The sequence below is a fragment of the Streptomyces sp. Qhu_M48 genome (assembly GCF_051305195.1).
GTDB lineage: Bacteria > Actinomycetota > Actinomycetes > Streptomycetales > Streptomycetaceae > Streptomyces.
This window is the reverse complement of sequence record NZ_CP195432.1, coordinates 544,770-560,337: the sequence shown is the minus strand read 5'-3', so window position 1 is coordinate 560,337 and position 15,568 is coordinate 544,770. Positions and strand designations below refer to the sequence as shown.

General features: G+C 71.7%; 15 protein-coding genes. 7 read left to right on the top strand and 8 right to left on the bottom strand.

Annotated features, from left to right (window positions below; translation table 11 throughout):
• The first annotated feature begins 50 nt into the window (after nt 1-50).
• From ACRRSS_RS02900 to ACRRSS_RS02885, 4 genes are all read left to right on the top strand, one after another.
• Nucleotides 51-1,691: a penicillin-binding transpeptidase domain-containing protein gene (locus ACRRSS_RS02900; RefSeq protein ID WP_435969645.1), complete on the top strand. Its 1,641-nt coding sequence runs from the start codon at nt 51-53 to the stop codon at nt 1,689-1,691.
• A 74-nt stretch (nt 1,692-1,765) separates the two neighbouring features.
• Nucleotides 1,766-2,290: a YbaK/EbsC family protein gene (locus ACRRSS_RS02895; protein WP_435969644.1), complete on the top strand. Its 525-nt coding sequence runs from the start codon at nt 1,766-1,768 to the stop codon at nt 2,288-2,290.
• On the top strand, nt 2,287-3,138 hold the full coding sequence (locus ACRRSS_RS02890) for an EamA family transporter (RefSeq protein WP_435969643.1): 852 nt from the start codon (nt 2,287-2,289) through the stop codon (nt 3,136-3,138). Before ACRRSS_RS02895 ends, ACRRSS_RS02890 begins: the two co-directional genes overlap by 4 nt.
• 269 nt (nt 3,139-3,407) lie before the next feature.
• Nucleotides 3,408-4,487, top strand: coding sequence for a YncE family protein (locus ACRRSS_RS02885; RefSeq protein ID WP_435969642.1), 1,080 nt, complete (start codon nt 3,408-3,410; stop codon nt 4,485-4,487).
• 56 nt (nt 4,488-4,543) lie between these two features.
• Here the strand turns inward: ACRRSS_RS02885 and ACRRSS_RS02880 are convergent, their stop codons facing one another.
• Nucleotides 4,544-5,332 (bottom strand): SDR family NAD(P)-dependent oxidoreductase, encoded by a 789-nt coding sequence (locus ACRRSS_RS02880; protein ID WP_435975234.1) that lies wholly within the window; start codon nt 5,330-5,332, stop codon nt 4,544-4,546.
• Between the two features lie 201 nt (nt 5,333-5,533).
• Between ACRRSS_RS02880 and ACRRSS_RS02875 the strand changes: the two genes are divergently transcribed.
• Both ACRRSS_RS02875 and ACRRSS_RS02870 read left to right on the top strand, forming a co-directional pair.
• Complete coding sequence (locus ACRRSS_RS02875) at nt 5,534-6,301, top strand: 2OG-Fe dioxygenase family protein (protein WP_435969641.1); 768 nt, start codon at nt 5,534-5,536, stop codon at nt 6,299-6,301.
• A gap of 89 nt (nt 6,302-6,390) precedes the next feature.
• Nucleotides 6,391-7,008, top strand: coding sequence for a LysE family translocator (locus ACRRSS_RS02870; protein ID WP_435969640.1), 618 nt, complete (start codon nt 6,391-6,393; stop codon nt 7,006-7,008).
• 38 nt (nt 7,009-7,046) lie between these two features.
• On the opposite strand, the gene ACRRSS_RS02865 is transcribed toward ACRRSS_RS02870, so the two are convergent.
• The 6 genes from ACRRSS_RS02865 to ACRRSS_RS02840 form a co-directional block, all read right to left on the bottom strand.
• On the bottom strand, nt 7,047-7,574 hold the full coding sequence (locus ACRRSS_RS02865; RefSeq protein ID WP_435969639.1) for a YbaK/EbsC family protein: 528 nt from the start codon (nt 7,572-7,574) through the stop codon (nt 7,047-7,049).
• A gap of 26 nt (nt 7,575-7,600) precedes the next feature.
• Nucleotides 7,601-8,698 carry a helix-turn-helix domain-containing protein gene (locus ACRRSS_RS02860; RefSeq protein ID WP_435969638.1) on the bottom strand — a complete coding sequence of 366 codons (1,098 nt, stop codon included), beginning with the start codon at nt 8,696-8,698 and terminating at the stop codon, nt 7,601-7,603.
• A 153-nt stretch (nt 8,699-8,851) separates the two neighbouring features.
• Nucleotides 8,852-10,036, bottom strand: a complete 1,185-nt coding sequence (locus ACRRSS_RS02855) for a serine hydrolase domain-containing protein (protein WP_435975233.1) — start codon at nt 10,034-10,036, stop codon at nt 8,852-8,854.
• Nucleotides 10,037-10,160: 124 nt separating this feature from the next.
• Nucleotides 10,161-10,904 (bottom strand): energy-coupling factor ABC transporter ATP-binding protein, encoded by a 744-nt coding sequence (locus ACRRSS_RS02850; protein WP_435969637.1) that lies wholly within the window; start codon nt 10,902-10,904, stop codon nt 10,161-10,163.
• Nucleotides 10,901-11,662 (bottom strand): cobalt ECF transporter T component CbiQ, encoded by a 762-nt coding sequence (gene cbiQ, locus ACRRSS_RS02845; protein WP_435969636.1) that lies wholly within the window; start codon nt 11,660-11,662, stop codon nt 10,901-10,903. Before cbiQ ends, ACRRSS_RS02850 begins: the two co-directional genes overlap by 4 nt.
• Before the next feature lie 36 nt (nt 11,663-11,698).
• Nucleotides 11,699-12,733: an energy-coupling factor ABC transporter permease gene (locus ACRRSS_RS02840; protein ID WP_435969635.1), complete on the bottom strand. Its 1,035-nt coding sequence runs from the start codon at nt 12,731-12,733 to the stop codon at nt 11,699-11,701.
• 187 nt (nt 12,734-12,920) lie between these two features.
• Here ACRRSS_RS02840 and ACRRSS_RS02835 point away from each other — a divergent pair, with 187 nt between their 5' ends.
• Nucleotides 12,921-13,304, top strand: coding sequence for an SsgA family sporulation/cell division regulator (locus tag ACRRSS_RS02835; protein ID WP_435969634.1), 384 nt, complete (start codon nt 12,921-12,923; stop codon nt 13,302-13,304).
• Between the two features lie 28 nt (nt 13,305-13,332).
• Here the strand turns inward: ACRRSS_RS02835 and ACRRSS_RS02830 are convergent, their stop codons facing one another.
• The gene (locus tag ACRRSS_RS02830; RefSeq protein WP_435969633.1) at nt 13,333-15,540 is read right to left on the bottom strand and encodes an MMPL family transporter; all 2,208 of its coding nucleotides are present in this window, start codon (nt 15,538-15,540) and stop codon (nt 13,333-13,335) included.
• Nucleotides 15,541-15,568 lie beyond the last annotated feature (28 nt).

Sequence of the window (15,568 nt, the reverse complement as noted above, 5' to 3'; positions counted from 1 at the left end):
CTCCGTGGCTGCTTCACTCGTGGGTCCACCTGGGGAGGGGAACCGCAGTCATGCGCAGTGGAGCCAAGGTCGCGATCGTCGGGGGCGTGTTCGCCGTAGTGGCGGGAGGCGTCGGATACGGGGGCTACAACCTCTGGAACGGCGTCACCGGCGGCGAGAAGACCGTGAACTCCCGGTCCGAGGACGCGCCCCGGTCGGGCCCCGTCACGGCCGAGGAGATCACCGCCACCTCACGCGACTTCCTGGCGGCCTGGGCGGCCGGGGAGTCGGACCGCGCGGCGCAGCTGACGAACGACCCGGTCACGGCGGGGCCCGCCGTCCTCTCGTTCAAGGAGGGCGCGAAGGTCACCAGGGCGGTCATCACGCCGGGGGCGGCGGTCGGACCGAAGGTGCCGTTCACCGTCCGGGCGACGATCTCGTACGAGGGCGTGAGCAAGGATCTCTCGTACGCCTCCGAACTGACCGTGGTGCGCGGCCTGACCACCGGCCGCGCGCTCGTGCAGTGGAAGCCGACCGTGCTCCACCCCAAGCTCACGGCGGACGGCACGCTGCGCACGGGCGAGGCGACGTCCGCGTCCGTGAAGGCGGTCGACCGCGACGGCGACGAGCTGTCGGCGGAGAAGTACCCCTCGCTCGGTCCGGTCATCGCCGAACTGCGCACGCGGTACGGAGCGAAGGTGGGCGGCTCGGCCGGCGTCGAGACCTGGATCGACTCGGGCAGCGAGACCGCCCCCGACACCCCGCTCCTGGTCCTGTCCAAGGGCAAGGAGGCCGTCCTGAGGACCACCATCGACGCGGACGTCCAGGCGGCGGCGGAGAAGGCGGTCAAGGGGTACGAGAAGGCCGCGGTGGCCGCGATAGAACCGTCCACGGGCGCGATACGGGCGGTCGCCAACAGCCCGGCCGACGGCTTCAACACGGCGTTCAACGGGAAGCAGGCCCCCGGCTCGACGATGAAGATCGTCACGGCGGCGATGATGATGCAGCAGGGCGTGGCCACGCCCGGCGGCCGCGTCGAGTGTCCGCCCACCGTGCAGTGGGACGGCTACACCTTCCACAACCTGGACGACTTCAAGATCGACAACGGCACCCTCACCGATTCCTTCCGCCGCTCGTGCAACACCGCCTTCATCAAGGCGATCACTCCGCTCAAGGCGAAGGGCATCCACAACACCGCCCTCGGTGACACCGCTCGCCGCTCCTTCGGCATCGGCCTCAACTGGCAGGTCGGCGTCCCGGCGGCGGACGGCAGCGTCCCCGCGTCGGAGTCGGTGGAGACGGCCGCCTCCTACATCGGCCAGGGCAAGATCACGATGAGCGCCCTGAACGTCGCCTCGCTCTCCGCGACCGTGAAGAACGGCGGTTTCCTCCAGCCGTACCTGGTGGCGCGGGAGCTCGACGACCGGGAGTTCGCCAAGGCCGAACCGCTCTCCCCCGAGGTCGCCTCGGGGCTGCTCCGCATGATGAACGCGGCGACGCGTCCGAACGGCACCGCGGCGAAGGCCATGGCCGGGGTCCCCTCCCCCAAGGGCGCGAAGACCGGCTCGGCCGAGGTCGGCGACCAGGCCACCTCCAACAGCTGGTTCACCGGCTACTCGGGCAACCTCGCGGCGGCGTCCGTCGTGCAGTCGGGCGGCCACGGCGGCGACGCGGCGGGCCCGGTGGTGGCGCAGGTCCTCAAGGCCGGCTGAGGCTTCGGGGGACGGCCGCCCAAGGGGCGGAAGCGGGTCGCGTGCGCCGTACACGGACCGTTAGCGTGCGCCCCATGACGACTGAGCACACGGAGACCCCCGAGAACACCGGCCAGGCCGCCCCCTCCCCCGCCCACCCCCAGTTCGCCGCGGCTCTCGCCGAGTTGGGTCTCGACGTCGAGGTCCGCCGCTTTCCGGACGAGACGCGGACCGCGCAACAGGCCGCCGAGGCGATCGGCTGCGAGGTCTCGGAGATCGTGAAGTCGCTGATCTTCGCGGCCGACGGGGTGCCGGTGCTCGTCCTGATGGACGGGGCGTCGCGGGTGGACGTCGAGCGGGTGCGGGAGGAGCTGGGCGCGGCGAAGGTGACCCGGGCGGACGCGAAGGTGGTCCGGGAGACGACGGGGTACGCGATCGGGGGCGTCCCGCCGTTCGGCCACCGCACCCGGACCCGCGTCCTCGCCGACCGGGGGCTGCTCGACCACGCGCTGGTGTGGGCGGCGGCGGGCACCCCGCACACGGTCTTCGCCCTCGACCCGACGTCACTGGTGGCACACGCGGGCGCGACCCTGGCGGACGTCCGCGAGCCCTCGGCGTGACCCCGCTGGTCACCGTCGCCGTCCTGATCGCCGCCGTCACGCACGCGAGCTGGAACGCGATCGCGCACGCCATCAAGGACCAGCTGCTCTCGTTCACCCTGATCTCGGGCGGCGGGGCTCTGATCGGCCTGGTGACGGCGGTGTTCGTGCCGCTTCCGGCAGCGGGGGCCTGGCCGTACCTGGTGGTGTCGGCGCTGCTGCACGTGGGCTACATGGCGCTGCTCATGCGCTCGTTCACGCTCGGCGACTTCGGCCAGATGTACCCGATCGCACGCGGTACGGCCCCGCTGATCGTGACCGCCCTCGCGGCCGTCCTCGTCGACGAGGTGCCGGACGGGTGGCAGTTGCTGGGGGTCGCGGTGGCGTGCGCGGGCCTGACGGGCCTGGCGATCTGGGGCATCCGGGGCAAGGGCGCGCGACCGCACTGGCCGGCGCTGCTCGCGGCGGGCGCGACGGGCCTGTCGATCGCGCTGTACACGGTGGTGGACGGCGTGGGCGTCCGCGCCTCGGGCACCGCGCTCGGCTACGTCGCGTGGCTGATGGTCCTGGAGGGCCTGGCGATCCCGGCGTACGCCCTCTGGACCCGCCGCGCGGCCCTCCTCCCCCAGCTCCGCCCGTACGCGGCCCGGGGCCTCCTGGGCGCGGCCCTCTCGGTCAGCGCGTACGCCCTGGTCCTCTGGGCCCAGACGAAGGCGCCACTGGCCCCGATCGCGGCCCTCCGCGAGTCCTCGATCATCGTGGGCGCGGCCATAGGAGCCCTCTTCTTCAAGGAACGCTTCGGCACCCCGAGAATCGCGGCGGCGGGCCTGATGGCGGCGGGCATCGGCCTGATGCTGCACGCGGGGTGAGCGGGGCAGGCCAGCCCGGCGGTGCGTGGCCGCCGGGCCCGCGGCTCAGTCCAGCGACGCCGGCGCGGCCGCGACGAGAGCACGTGCCGCGGCGCCTCGTGCGGCGCGGGAGGACTGTGGACGGTCGAAGGCCCAGTGCCGTCCCCCGTCGCGTGCTGCTCAGGCCGGCACTCTTCCGGGTGACGGACGTACAGATCCGCTGAGGGCTGGTCAGTCGCGGCGGTACACCAGGTGGCACGAGAGACCATCACGTCGATCCGGAGGTCCACGTGCACTTTCAGCGATTCGCTGTACGGCGAACCATCGCCGCGGTCATCGCGTCGGGGCTGGCGCTCCTGGCACCCGCGCCTGTCACGGCCGCCCCGCCTCCGCCGAAGCCGCAGCCGCAGCCGCAGGTCTACGCCTACGTCACCAGCCTGGACGGCCACGTGTACGTGATCGACACGAGGACCAACAAGGTCCTGGCGCTCGGGACCACCGCGGTCGGCGGTGGTCCCGAGCGGGTGGCGGTCACCCCTGACGGCGCCAGGCTCTATGTGACCAACGCCTTCAAGTACGTGTCGGCGGTCAACATCGCCAAGAAGAGCGTCACGAACATCCCCTACGACAAGAGCGAACTCTCTCCCGACCTCCTCTACGGGGAAGCGATCGCCCCCGACGGCAAGCACGCTTACGTGGCCGTCCAGAACCCCTTCCACGGGGACAAGGTGTCGGTGATCGACACCGCGACCAACCAGGTCTCCGCCAGCATCGATGTCGACAGGCCCGACGAGGTGGTGATCAATCCCGGCGGCAAGCGCCTCTACGTGTCCGACAGCAAAGGCAGCCTGTCCGTGATCAATACCACCGACAACCAGGTCATCACCACCATCCGTCTCAACGAACCGGCCAACGGCATGGCGGTCACCCCCAACGGCAAGCGCCTCTACATCACCGGGAACAGCGGCACGGTCTCGGTCGTCAATCTCGCGAAGCGGAAAATCGTCCGCACCATCCCCGGCGTCGGCACGGGCGGGCTGACGATCAGCCCCAACGGCAACCGGGCCTACGTGGTCGGAGTCGACAACAAGAAGAGGCAGGGGAAGGTGTCCGTGGTGAACCTGAAGACGGACACGGTCACCAAGACCATCCCCATCGGCGACACTCCGCCGGACACCGGGTCAGGCAGGTACTTCCTCCCCTCTGAGGTGGCCCTCACCCCCAACGGAGAGAGCGCCTATGTGGTCGGCTCCTACGGTCACGCCACACCCCAGGGCACGGTGTTCGCGATCAACACCGCGACCGACGCGGTAACCCCCATCACCGTCGGCGCCGGCGACACCATGGGGGTGGCCGTCGGCCGACTGTGACGGCGACACGGGGGTTCACCAGCAGGGCCGTCGGACCCTGGGCCGACGGCGGCCGCTCACTCCGCCTCCCCCAGCACCTCCCCGAAGTGGGTGTTCACCGCCAGCAGGCCTCCGTCCACGCGGAGGACCGTGCCGGTGATCCAGGAGGCGTCCGGTGAGGCCAGGAAGGCGACCGCCGCCGCCACGTCCTCCGGGGTGCCCACGCGGGCCAGGGGGTAGACGCGGTCCGCCAGGGCGGTCAGTTGGGGGCGGCGGTCCTGCCAGGACGTCGTCGCGATCGTGCCCGGGTTGATCTGGTTCACGCGGACCCCGCGCGGCGCCGCGTCGCCCGCCAGTGTGCGGGTGAGGGACGCGAGGCCCGCCTTCGCCGCGCTGTAGGCGTGGCCGCCGAAGTCCGCCTCCGCGTTGACCGATCCGATGGTGACGATCGCCCCGCGTCCGCCGGCCGCCGCCAGGTGCGGCAGGGCCGCGCGGGAGCAGCGGACGGCCCCCATGAACGTGATGTCGTGCTGGGTGGTCCAGATCCCGTCCGGCTCGTCCTCGAAGCGGTCCCGGTCGGGGACGACGGGGCCGTAGGCGTTGTTGACGAGGACGTCCAGGCCGCCGAAGGTCCGTACGGCGTGGGCGACCGCCGCGTCCACCGAGGGCTGGGAGGCCACGTCGCAGGGGTGGGCCTCCGCCCCGGGGATGTCCGCCGCCGTCCTCCGCGCCTCGTCCTCGTCGATGTCCGTGACGAGGACCCTCGCTCCCTCCGCCGCGAGCCGTCGCGCGGTGGCCGCGCCGATCCCGCGTGCCGCGCCCGTGATCAGTACCGCGTACCCGCCGAAGCGTTCCCTGAGGTCCATGGGGTTCATGGGTCGATCTCAGCATCCGGCTCCGCTCCCGCGCCAGCCGCCCGCAACACTCCGTTCACGAATTTCCCGGGAGAAAGGCGAAGAGAAAGCCTGCACACGGCGATTCGGCCAGGGCCGAAAGGCTTTGACACACCCCTGGCGCTAATACCACGATTACTGCGCCGTCGAACACTTGGACCACAGGGGGAAATCATGTCTTCGTCGTCTTCGCTGACCTTGTCGAATCCGGCGTACCAGGCCGGTGTCGAGGAAATTGCCGAGTCCCTTTCCTCCCGGAGCTACGACCTGATCTCCGGCGAGAAGGTGAAGCAGCTCCTCCTCCACCGGTCCGAGTCCGCGCTGGACGACCTGGAGTCCTTCCGCGAGAGCTGGGCCCGGATGCCGCTCGACAGCTACATGGCGGACGGCGGCCGTTACCGCCGTCGTCGGCACGCCACGCTGAGCGCGCCCCGGTCGAGCGTCGACTACCGCGTGGAGGAGCACCAGCCGCACTACCAGGGGCTCGACTACAACACCCTCAACGGTGGCGTGGCCCGTCACTACGAGCCGTTCGAGGAGCAGAGCCTGCGCGGCCGCACGATGGACGGCCTGCTCACGCTCGGCCTCGACGTCTTCGGCCGGCTCGCCCCGTACTCGGGCTGGCACATCGAGGCGCACCAGTTCCGCATCGAGGTCGACGGCGAGGAGGTCGGCCTGCCGACGCCGGAGGGTGTCCACCGCGACGGTGTCACCTTCGTCCTGATGGCGATGATCGGCCGTTCGAACGCCACCGGCGGCGAGAGCACCGTGTTCAACCTGGACAAGCAGCCGGTCGAGAAGTTCGAGCTGACGGACCCGCTCGACGTGGCCCTCGTCAACGACGAGCGGGTCTACCACGGCGTCACGCCCATCGAGCAGATCGACTCCGGCGCCCCGGCCTCGCGCGACGTGCTGGTCATCACCTACCGTCACAAGCCCTGATGTCAGGCGCGGGTGCGGGGGCCGGCGTCCGCGAAGGCGCCGCCCCCCGCCCGCGTACCCCTTGAGTGAGAAGACGGGAAGACGGGTACATGGGTCAGCTCATCGCCGTGGCGGTCATCACCATTCTGGCTGTCATCAGCCCCGGCGCGGATTTCGCGATGACCGTCCGCAACAGTTATCTGTACGGACGGACCGCGGGCGTTCTCGCCGCCGTCGGAATTGCGCTGGGCGTTCTCGTCCACGTCACCTACACGATGCTGGGCGTGGGTCTTCTGGTTTCCAGGAGTCCGATGCTTTTCATGGCGATGAAACTGATCGGCGCCGCATATCTCATCTACATCGGGTACAGGACGTTCGTCACCAAGACCGAGGTGGACATCGACCTGTCGAGCGACGGCGGTCTGTCGAAGGCGGGCGCGCTGCGCACCGGTTTCCTGACGAACGCGCTCAACCCGAAGACGATGCTGTTCGTGCTGAGCACGTACACCCAGGTCGTCAGCGCCGACACCCCCGTCTTCCAGCAGGTCGGCTACGGCCTGTTCATGTCGTTCGCCCACCTGGTGTGGTTCGCGCTGGCCGCGCTCCTCTTCTCCCAGCAGAGCCTGCGCTCCCGGCTGTTGAAGCGGCAGACGGTGCTCAACAAGATCATCGGCACCGTGCTCGTCGGTCTGGGGATGGTGCTGGCGCTGACGCCCGCCATGGCGTGATGTCAGGTCCCGGGGCGTGATCCCGGGACCCGGGAGGGTCAGTCGGTCGAGACCCGCTCCACGCGCGGCTCGGCGATCGACCGGTAGTCCTCCACCGACAGGGCGATCGAACGGTCGAGCCGCGCCGCGTTGAAGTAGAACTCCGGGTGGACCAGCAGGTCCGGGTCGACGAGGAGTTCGAGGCGCTCGTCGAAGGAGAACGGCAGGATCGTGCCGCTCGGCGATCCTGCCAGGTCCTCGGCGATCTCCGGGGAGGCGAAGGAGACGTAGGTGCCGCCGTACAGCGCCTTCACGGCGCCCAGGTCGATCCGGCGGTCGCCGGGGACGACGACCAGCGCGAAGCGCTTCTCCTTCTTGCCGATCTTCACCATCGCGATGATGCACTTGGCCGCCTCGGCGAGCGTGTGACCCCGCAGCGCGCTGACCGCCTCGGTGCCGCCCTCGGGGGCGTGCTCGATCAGCCGGTACGCCGCCCCGCGCTCGTCGAGCAGGGCGATCAGCTTCTCGTACGTGGCGTTCGTCCCGTCCGTGGCACTCGTCGCGTCCGCGGCGTTCTCGTCGGTCATGTGGTTCCTCCTCGTTACTGCGTGTATCAACTGGTTTCGCACGACGGCGCGTTGACCCTACGCCAGTTGTCGAGGTGCCTGAGCAGCACGACACCCGAGCCGTCCAGCTCGTACAGCACCCGCACGCCCGCCCGGCGACGCCGCACGACTCCCGCGGCCACCAGCGAGGTGAGATGTTCGGAGACGGTGCTGGGGGCGAGTCCGAGCGCCGTCGCCAGGTCCGAGGTGGTGGTCGGCGCGACGAGCGCGCGGACGACGGCGGCCCGGCTGCGGCCGAGCAGGATCTCCAGGCGGTCGCCGCGCGCGGGTTCGTCGGCCCGCCGGCCCGGCTGTATCTCACCGGCGAGTACGGCGGCCCCCTCGGCCTGGTACGACACGGCCGTCACACCGTTCGGGGCGGAGCCGACGAGGGACGCCCCCCGGCCGAACACCAGGGGGACGAGGACGACACGGGAGCCGTGCGGCGACCCCGCGCCAACGCCGGTACCACCGCCGGGGCCACCGCCGCCGGGCACGGTCCCGCCCGGCCCGTACCCGCCCGGCGTCCTGACGTTCAGCCTCAGGACCTCGCCGTGCCGCGAGAGCCGCCCGCGCAGGCCGCCGAGGAGTTTCTCCGGGCCCTCGGTGGCGAGGACGCGGGCGCGGAGCAGGATGTCGTCCTCCGTGACGGCCCGCAGGGGTCCCCCGAACGGGGCAAGGGCGGCCCGCCAGTAGCGCGGGAGGAAGGCGCACAGCTCGGCGATCCGCGCCTCCGGGTCCGCGTGCAGCGGGCGCACCTCGACGGGGACGCCCTGTGGGAACCACCGCTCCAGCTCCTCGCGCACCCGGGCCGGGGACACGGAACGGAGGGTCGCGATCTCCTCCGCCAGGCCGGCCTGCGGGGCGGAGGACGGGACGGGCAGGAGGAAGGAGGGCAGGGTTCCGCCGCTGACCCGGTAGAGGTGGACGAGCCACCCCGGGATGGTCACGTCGGCGCGCATCAGCGAACGGCGGCTCGCCCTGCCCCAGTTGGTGTACGGCCAGGGGGCGAGCCCCCGGTGTGCGGACAGCAGCCCGATGCTGCCGAAGGTCTCCCAGAGCCGGCTTTCGGCGATCCGAATCGTCCCGCGTTCGGAAGTCGTCAACGGAATCTCGATCACATGCGCCCCCGTGCGCCTGGTCCACCGGACGGTGGAGCGGGCACACGGTACCGGCGGCTCGATCGCCTCTCCGCGCGACTTACGCTCAGAATGTCAGGTCGGGTCGGCCCTATGTCAGGTCCGGGAGGGCGCAGGCCTTCAAGGGCGGCCGTCCGTCACCGACTTGACCGCTCTCACCAGCGACTGAGCCCTCGGGTCGGCCGTCACCGTCCTCCGCATGCCGTTCGTCACGTACCCCAGGGCGACGCCCGCGTCGGGGTCGGCGAAGCCCAGCGAGCCGCCGCGTCCGGGGTGGCCGAAAGACGACGGTCCGAGCAGCGGGGAGGCCGGGCCGTGCAGCATGTGGCCGAGGCCGAAGCGGGTGCCGACCAGCAGCACCCTGTCCGGGCCCGCGGACTCCTCGGTCCGTGCGAGCGCGAGGGTGTCCGGGGTGAAGAGGCGCGCGGCGCCGTCCACGGGGCCGAGGGTGGCCGCGTAGAAGCCGGCGAGGGCGCGGGCGGTCGCCACCCCGGCCGAGCCGGGCAGCTCGGCGGCGCGGTAGACCGGGTCGTTCTCGTCGGGCTTGGGGTCGATGACCCCGAAGGCGCGGCGGGTGAGGGAGGCCGGGTCCTTGTACGCCTCGGAGACGGAGCGCTTGGGGCGGAGCCTGAGGGCGCCGCCGCCCGCCGGTTCGATCTCCTCGACGGGGCCGATCCTGCCGACCCGGTGGGTCTCGGCGGCCGGGAGCCCGATCCACAGGTCGAGGCCGAGGGGGCCGGTGATCTCCTCGGCGACCCAGTGGCCGATGGTGCGGCCGGTGACCCGGTGGACGAGGCCGGAGAGCAGCCAGCTGAAGGTGTGGGCGTGGTAGCCGTGGGCGGTGCCGGGCTCCCAGACGGGGGCCTGGGCGGCTATCGCGCCGGTCGCGGTCGGCAGGTCGACGGCCTCGGCGAGGGTGAGCGGCCGGTCCAGGACGGGGACCCCGGCCCGGTGCGCGAGCAGCTGTCGTACGGTCACGCGGTCCTTGCCGGCCGCCTTGAACTCGGGCCAGTACGCGGCGACGGGGGCGTCCAGGTCGAGCAGGCCGCGCTGGTGCAGCAGCAGGGGTACGGCGGCGGCGACGCCCTTGGTGGCCGAGCGGACGACCTGGGCGGTGTCGGCGGTCCAGGGGGCCGCGTCGGCACCGGGGCCGACGTCGCGGGTGCCCGCCCACAGGTCCACGACCCGCACCCCGTCGTGGTGGACGGCGACCGCGGCCCCGCGCTCGCCGCGCTGCTCGAAGTTGCGCAGGAACGCGTCCCTGACCGGCTCCCAGCCCGCCGCCACCGTGCCCTGGACGTCCACCCGACCCACTCTCCCTTTTGTACGACCGGCTCGTACGACCGGCTCGTGCGACCGGCTCGTACGACCGGCTCGTACGACCGGCTCCCATGGTGCAACGCGGGTCGGGAGGGACGGATTCCGGGGGTCAGGCCACGGAGCGCGGCACGAAGCCGAACGGCAGCTCCAGGCGGTGCCGGGCCATCAGCTCCTCGTCGGCGAGGATCTCGCCGGTGCGTCCGTCGGCGGCGATGACGCCCTCGCTGAGGATCACCGCGCGCGGGCAGAGCTCCAGGGCGTACGGCAGGTCGTGGGTGACCATGAGGACGGTGACGTCGAGCGTTCGGAGGATGTCGGCGAGCTCGCGGCGCGAGGCCGGGTCCAGGTTGGAGGAGGGCTCGTCGAGGACGAGGATCTCCGGCTCCATGGCGAGGACGGTGGCGACGGCGACCCGGCGGCGCTGACCGAAGGACAGGTGGTGCGGCGGCCGGTCCGCGTACTCCGCCATCCCGACCCGCTCCAGCGCGCGGGTCACGACGGCCTCCAGCTCGGCGCCCCGCAGGCCCGCGGCGGCCGGCCCGAAGGCCACGTCCTCGCGGACGGTCGGCATGAAGAGCTGGTCGTCGGGGTCCTGGAAGACGATGCCGACCTTGCGCCGGATCGCGGCGAGGTGCTTCCTGCCGACGGGGAGCCCGGCGACGGTGACGCCGCCCGCGCCGCCGGTGAGGATGCCGTTGAGGTGGAGGACGAGGGTGGTCTTGCCGGCGCCGTTGGGACCGAGGAGGGCGACCCGTTCGCCGCGCCCGACGGTCAGGTCCACGCCGAACAGGGCCTGGTGGCCGTCGGGGTACGCGTACGCGAGGCCGGTCACTTCGAGCGAGGGGGCGGTCATAGGGTCCATCCCAGGAGGCAGATCAGAAGTGCGGTGAGCGGGAGCGCGGCCGCGTACGCCCACTGGGCGCGGGTCGCCGTCACCTCGTCGATGACGGGCATGGTGCCCGTGTACCCCCGGCTGACCATGGCGAGGTGGACCCGCTCCCCGCGCTCGTACGAGCGGATGAAGAGCGCGCCCGCCGACTTGGCGAGGACGCCCCAGTGGCGGACGCCCCGTGCCTCGAAGCCGCGCGAGCGGCGGGCGACGGACATCCGGCGCATCTCGTCGGTGATGACGTCGCCGTACCGGATCATGAACGAGGCGATCTGGACGAGCAGCGGCGGCAGTCTCAGCCGCTGGAGGCCGAGGAGCAGGGCGCGCAGTTCGGTGGTGGAGGCGAGGAGCACGGAGGCGGCGACGCCGAGGGTGCCCTTGGCGAGGACGTTCCAGGCGCCCCACAGTCCGGGGACGCTCAGCGACACCCCGAGGACGGTCGTCCGCTCGCCGGGGACGACGAAGGGCATGAGCAGCGCGAACGCGACGAACGGCACCTCGATGAGGAGCCGCTTCAGCAGGAAGCCGGCCGGGATGCGGGCCTTCGCCGCGACGGCCGCGAGGAGCACGGCGTAGAGGGCGAAGGCCCAGACGGCCTCGCGGGGCGTCGAGACGACGACCACGACGAAGCCGAGGACCGCGGCGAGCTTGGTGTGCGGGGGCAGCTCGTGGACCGGCGAGTGCGCGTGCCGGTAGAGCTTGTGGGCGTGGCCCGCTCCCATCTCAGTGTGCTCCCATGTCGGTGCCCCGGGCCCGGGTCAGACCCGCGCCCCGGTCTCGTTCCTGCGGCGGCGTACGGCCACGAAGGCGCCGGTGCCGACGGCGAGGGTCGCGCCGACGCCGATCACGCCGGCGAGTCCGCCGGAGAGCCGGGCGGTCTCGATGCCCTTGACGCCGTAGTCGGCGAGCGGGGAGTCCGCGGTGGCGTGCTCGTACTCCTCGGCCTTGGCGTCGATGCCCTTGTCGGCGGCGACCTTCTCCAGGCCGTCGGGGCTGGCGGAGGCGTAGAAGGAGACGAAGCCGGCGAGGACGAGGGCGGTGACGACACCGCCGATCCACAGCTTCCTCGGGGACCGGGCGGGCGCGGGTGCGGCGGCGGGCGTCGCGTCGACCAGCTCGCCGTCGACGCGGAGCTTGAGCGGGGCGGTCAGGCCCCGGGCGCCGTAGACCAGGTCGGGGCGGACGGCGATGACCGCGCCGACGGTCAGCATGGTGATGACGGCCTCGCCGATGCCGATGAGGACGTGGACGCCGACCATGGCCGTGAGGACCTTGGGGAGCGGTACGTCGGTGGTGCCGCCGATCGCGTAGACGAGGGTGAAGGCGGCGGCCGCGGCCGGTACGGAGACGAGGGCGGCGACGAAGGAGGCCGCGGTGACCGAGGCGCGGGTGCGGGGCAGCACCAGGACGAGGCCGCGGAAGAGCGCGTAGGCGACGACGACCGTGACGACGCCCATGACGGTGATGTTCACGCCGAGGGCGGTGAGGCCGCCGTCGGCGAAGAGGATGCCCTGCATCAGCAGGACGACGGCGATGCACAGGACGCCGGTCCAGGGACCGACGAGTATCGCCGCGAGCGCGCCGCCGAGGAGGTGTCCGCTGGTCCCGGCGGCGACCGGGAAGTTCAGCATCTGCACGGCGAAGACGAAGGCGGCGACGAGCCCGGCGAGCGGGGCCGTCCGGTCGTCCAGCTCGCGGCGGGCTCCGCGCAGGCTGACGGCGACGGCGCCGGCGGCGACGACTCCGGCGACGACCGATACGGGGGCGTTGATGAATCCGTCAGGTACATGCACGTCCCGAATGATGAGCGTTCCTGCAAAGCACTTGCAAGAGCGCACAGGTCACAGAACGGCGGCGCACGGTCGCGCGTGACCCCGACCACACCTGCGCTCATCCGTGCATGGCTCGCGCTCACCCGGGGAAGAAGTGGGACATTGAGTACAGCGAGGTACAAAAGAGACGGCTGTGAGGAGCACTTCCATGCGCGCCCCGGAAGACCGTGAAGACGCCCGCGACACCGACGCCCATGGAATCGAGGACCACGCCAAGGGACGGATCATCAGCGACGCCCCGCTCTCGCGCCCCGTTCCCGTGGCCCTCCGCTACGACCCCGGCTTCTCCCCCGCCACCGTGCGCTTCGCCTTCCCCGGCGAGGAGTGGTCGTTCCCCCGCGTCCTCCTGGAGACCGGGCTGCGCGCCCCGACCCGCCGCGGCGACATAGGCGTCTGGCCCTGCGGCCGGGTCCAGACGGTCGTCGAGCTCCACACGGACGACGGGGTCACGGTCGTCCAGTTCGACACGACGGCCCTGCTCCGCTTCCTGAAGCACACGTACGCCGCCGGTGCGTCGATGACGACACACTGACGGCGTACGCGAGCTGTTCCGGCGCGGGTCAGACCTTCACGAGGTCCGGCTTCGCGCCGGAGGACCCGTCGGCGGGCGTCCCCGCGGCGAGGGCCTCGCCCTCCACGTCCACGTTCGGAAGGATCCGGTCCAGCCACTTCGGCAGCCACCAGGCCTTGTGGCCGAGGAGCGCGAGCACGGCCGGGACGATCGCCATCCGGACCACGAAGGCGTCGAAGAGGACCGCGACGGCCAGGCCGAAGCCGATCATCTTGATCATCTGGTCCGTCATGCCGATGAAGCCGGCGAAGACCGCGATCATGATCACCGCGGCGGCGGTGACCACCCGGGCGCTGTGCCGGAAGCCGGTCACGATCGCCTCGCCGGGCCGCTCCCCGTGGACGTACGCCTCCCGCATGCGGGTGACGAGGAAGACCTCGTAGTCCATCGCGAGACCGAAGACGACACCCACCATGAAGATCGGCATCATCGACATGATCGGGCCGGTCTGCTCGACCCCGAAGAGGCTGCCGAGCCAGCCCCACTGGAAGACCGCGACGACCGCGCCGAGGGCCGCGACCACCGAGAGCAGGAAGCCGAGGGCCGCCTTCAGGGGGACGAGGACCGAGCGGAAGACCAGGGTCAGGAGCAGGAAGGCCAGGCCGACGACGAGGGCCAGGTACGGCACCAGGGCGTCGTTCATCTTCTGCGAGAAGTCGATGTTCATCGCGGTGGCGCCGGTGACGAGCACGTCGTCGCCGGTGGCGTCCCGGATGTCGTGGACGAGGCTCTCGGTGGCGACCGAGGACGGGCGGTCCTTCGGGACCACCGTGATCATCGCGGCGTCGCCGGCCTTGTTCGGGGTCGCCGGGGTGACCGCCGCCCAGCCTTCGAGGCCCTTGATCGTGGAGACCGTCCGGTCGGCGGTCGCCTTGTCGCCGTCCACGACGACGAGCAGCGGGCCGTTGAAGCCGGGGCCGAAGCCGTCGGACAGGGTGTCGTAGGCCCGGCGCTCGGTGGTGGAGGTCGGCTTGGCGCCGTCGTCCGGGAGGCCCATCTCCAGGGAGGCGGCGGGCAGCGCGATCGCGCCGAGGCCGAGGACTCCGACGAGCAGCACCATCACGGGGCGGCGGATGACGAAGCGGGCCCAGCGGGTGCCGCCGTTCGGCTTGTCGGCCTCGGCCTGGTCGCCGGTGGAGGCGGCGACGTCACCCGCGGCACCGGCCTTCGCGGCCTTGCGCTGCTTGCGGCCGACGACCCTGTCGCCGGCGAAGCCCAGCAGGGCCGGGATCAGGGTGAGCGCGATCAGGACGGCGATCACGACCGTACCGGCGGCGGCGAAGCCCATCTTCGTCAGCATCGGGATGTTGACGACGGCCAGGCCGACCAGGGCGATGACGACGGTGAGTCCGGCGAAGACGACGGCGGAGCCCGCCGTGCCGACCGCGCGGCCCGCCGCGTCCTCCTTCTCGCGCCCGTCGGCGAGCTCCGCGCGGTAGCGGGAGACGATGAAGAGGGCGTAGTCGATGCCGACCGCGAGGCCGATCATCATCGCGAGGGTGGAGGTGGTGGAGCCCAGGTCGAGGACGTTCGCGAGCGCGGTGATCGAGGAGACGCCGATGCCGACGCCGATGATCGCCGTGAGCAGCGGGAGTCCGGCGGCGACGAGCGAGCCGAAGGTCATGACCAGGACGATGCCGGCGATGACGACGCCGATGATCTCGCTGGAGCCGGTCGCCGGCATGGTCTGGAGGGCGTCACCGCCGACCTCGACGGTCAGCCCCTTGCCCTGCGCGTTCTCGCCGGCCTGGGTCAGCGCCTCGCGCGTCCCGTCGGTGAGCTCCATCGCGTTGACCTTGTAGGCGACGGAGACGTAGGCGGTGGAGCCGTTCTGGGAGACGGCCTGCGCGGTGTACGGGTCGGTGACCGAGACGATCTGGTCCGACCCCTTCTTCAGCGCGGAGACGGTCTCCTCGACGACGGCCTTGTGCGCCGGGTCGGTCATCTTCTGGCCTTCGGGGGCCTTGAAGACGACCCGGGCGGTGGCTCCGTCGGCGCCGGCGCCCGGGAAGCGCTCTTCGAGCAGGTCGAAGGCGCGCTGGGCCTCGGTGCCGGGGATGGAGAAGGAGCCGGAGGTCGCGGCGGGTGCGGTGGCGGCGCCGATCCCGGCGACCGCCAGGAGGGCCACCCAGAGGAGGGCGACGAGCCGTCGGCGCCGGAAGGCGGAACGGCCCAACTTGTACAGGAACGTGGCCACGGGGGCGTACTCCCAGGGTGGGGTGGGA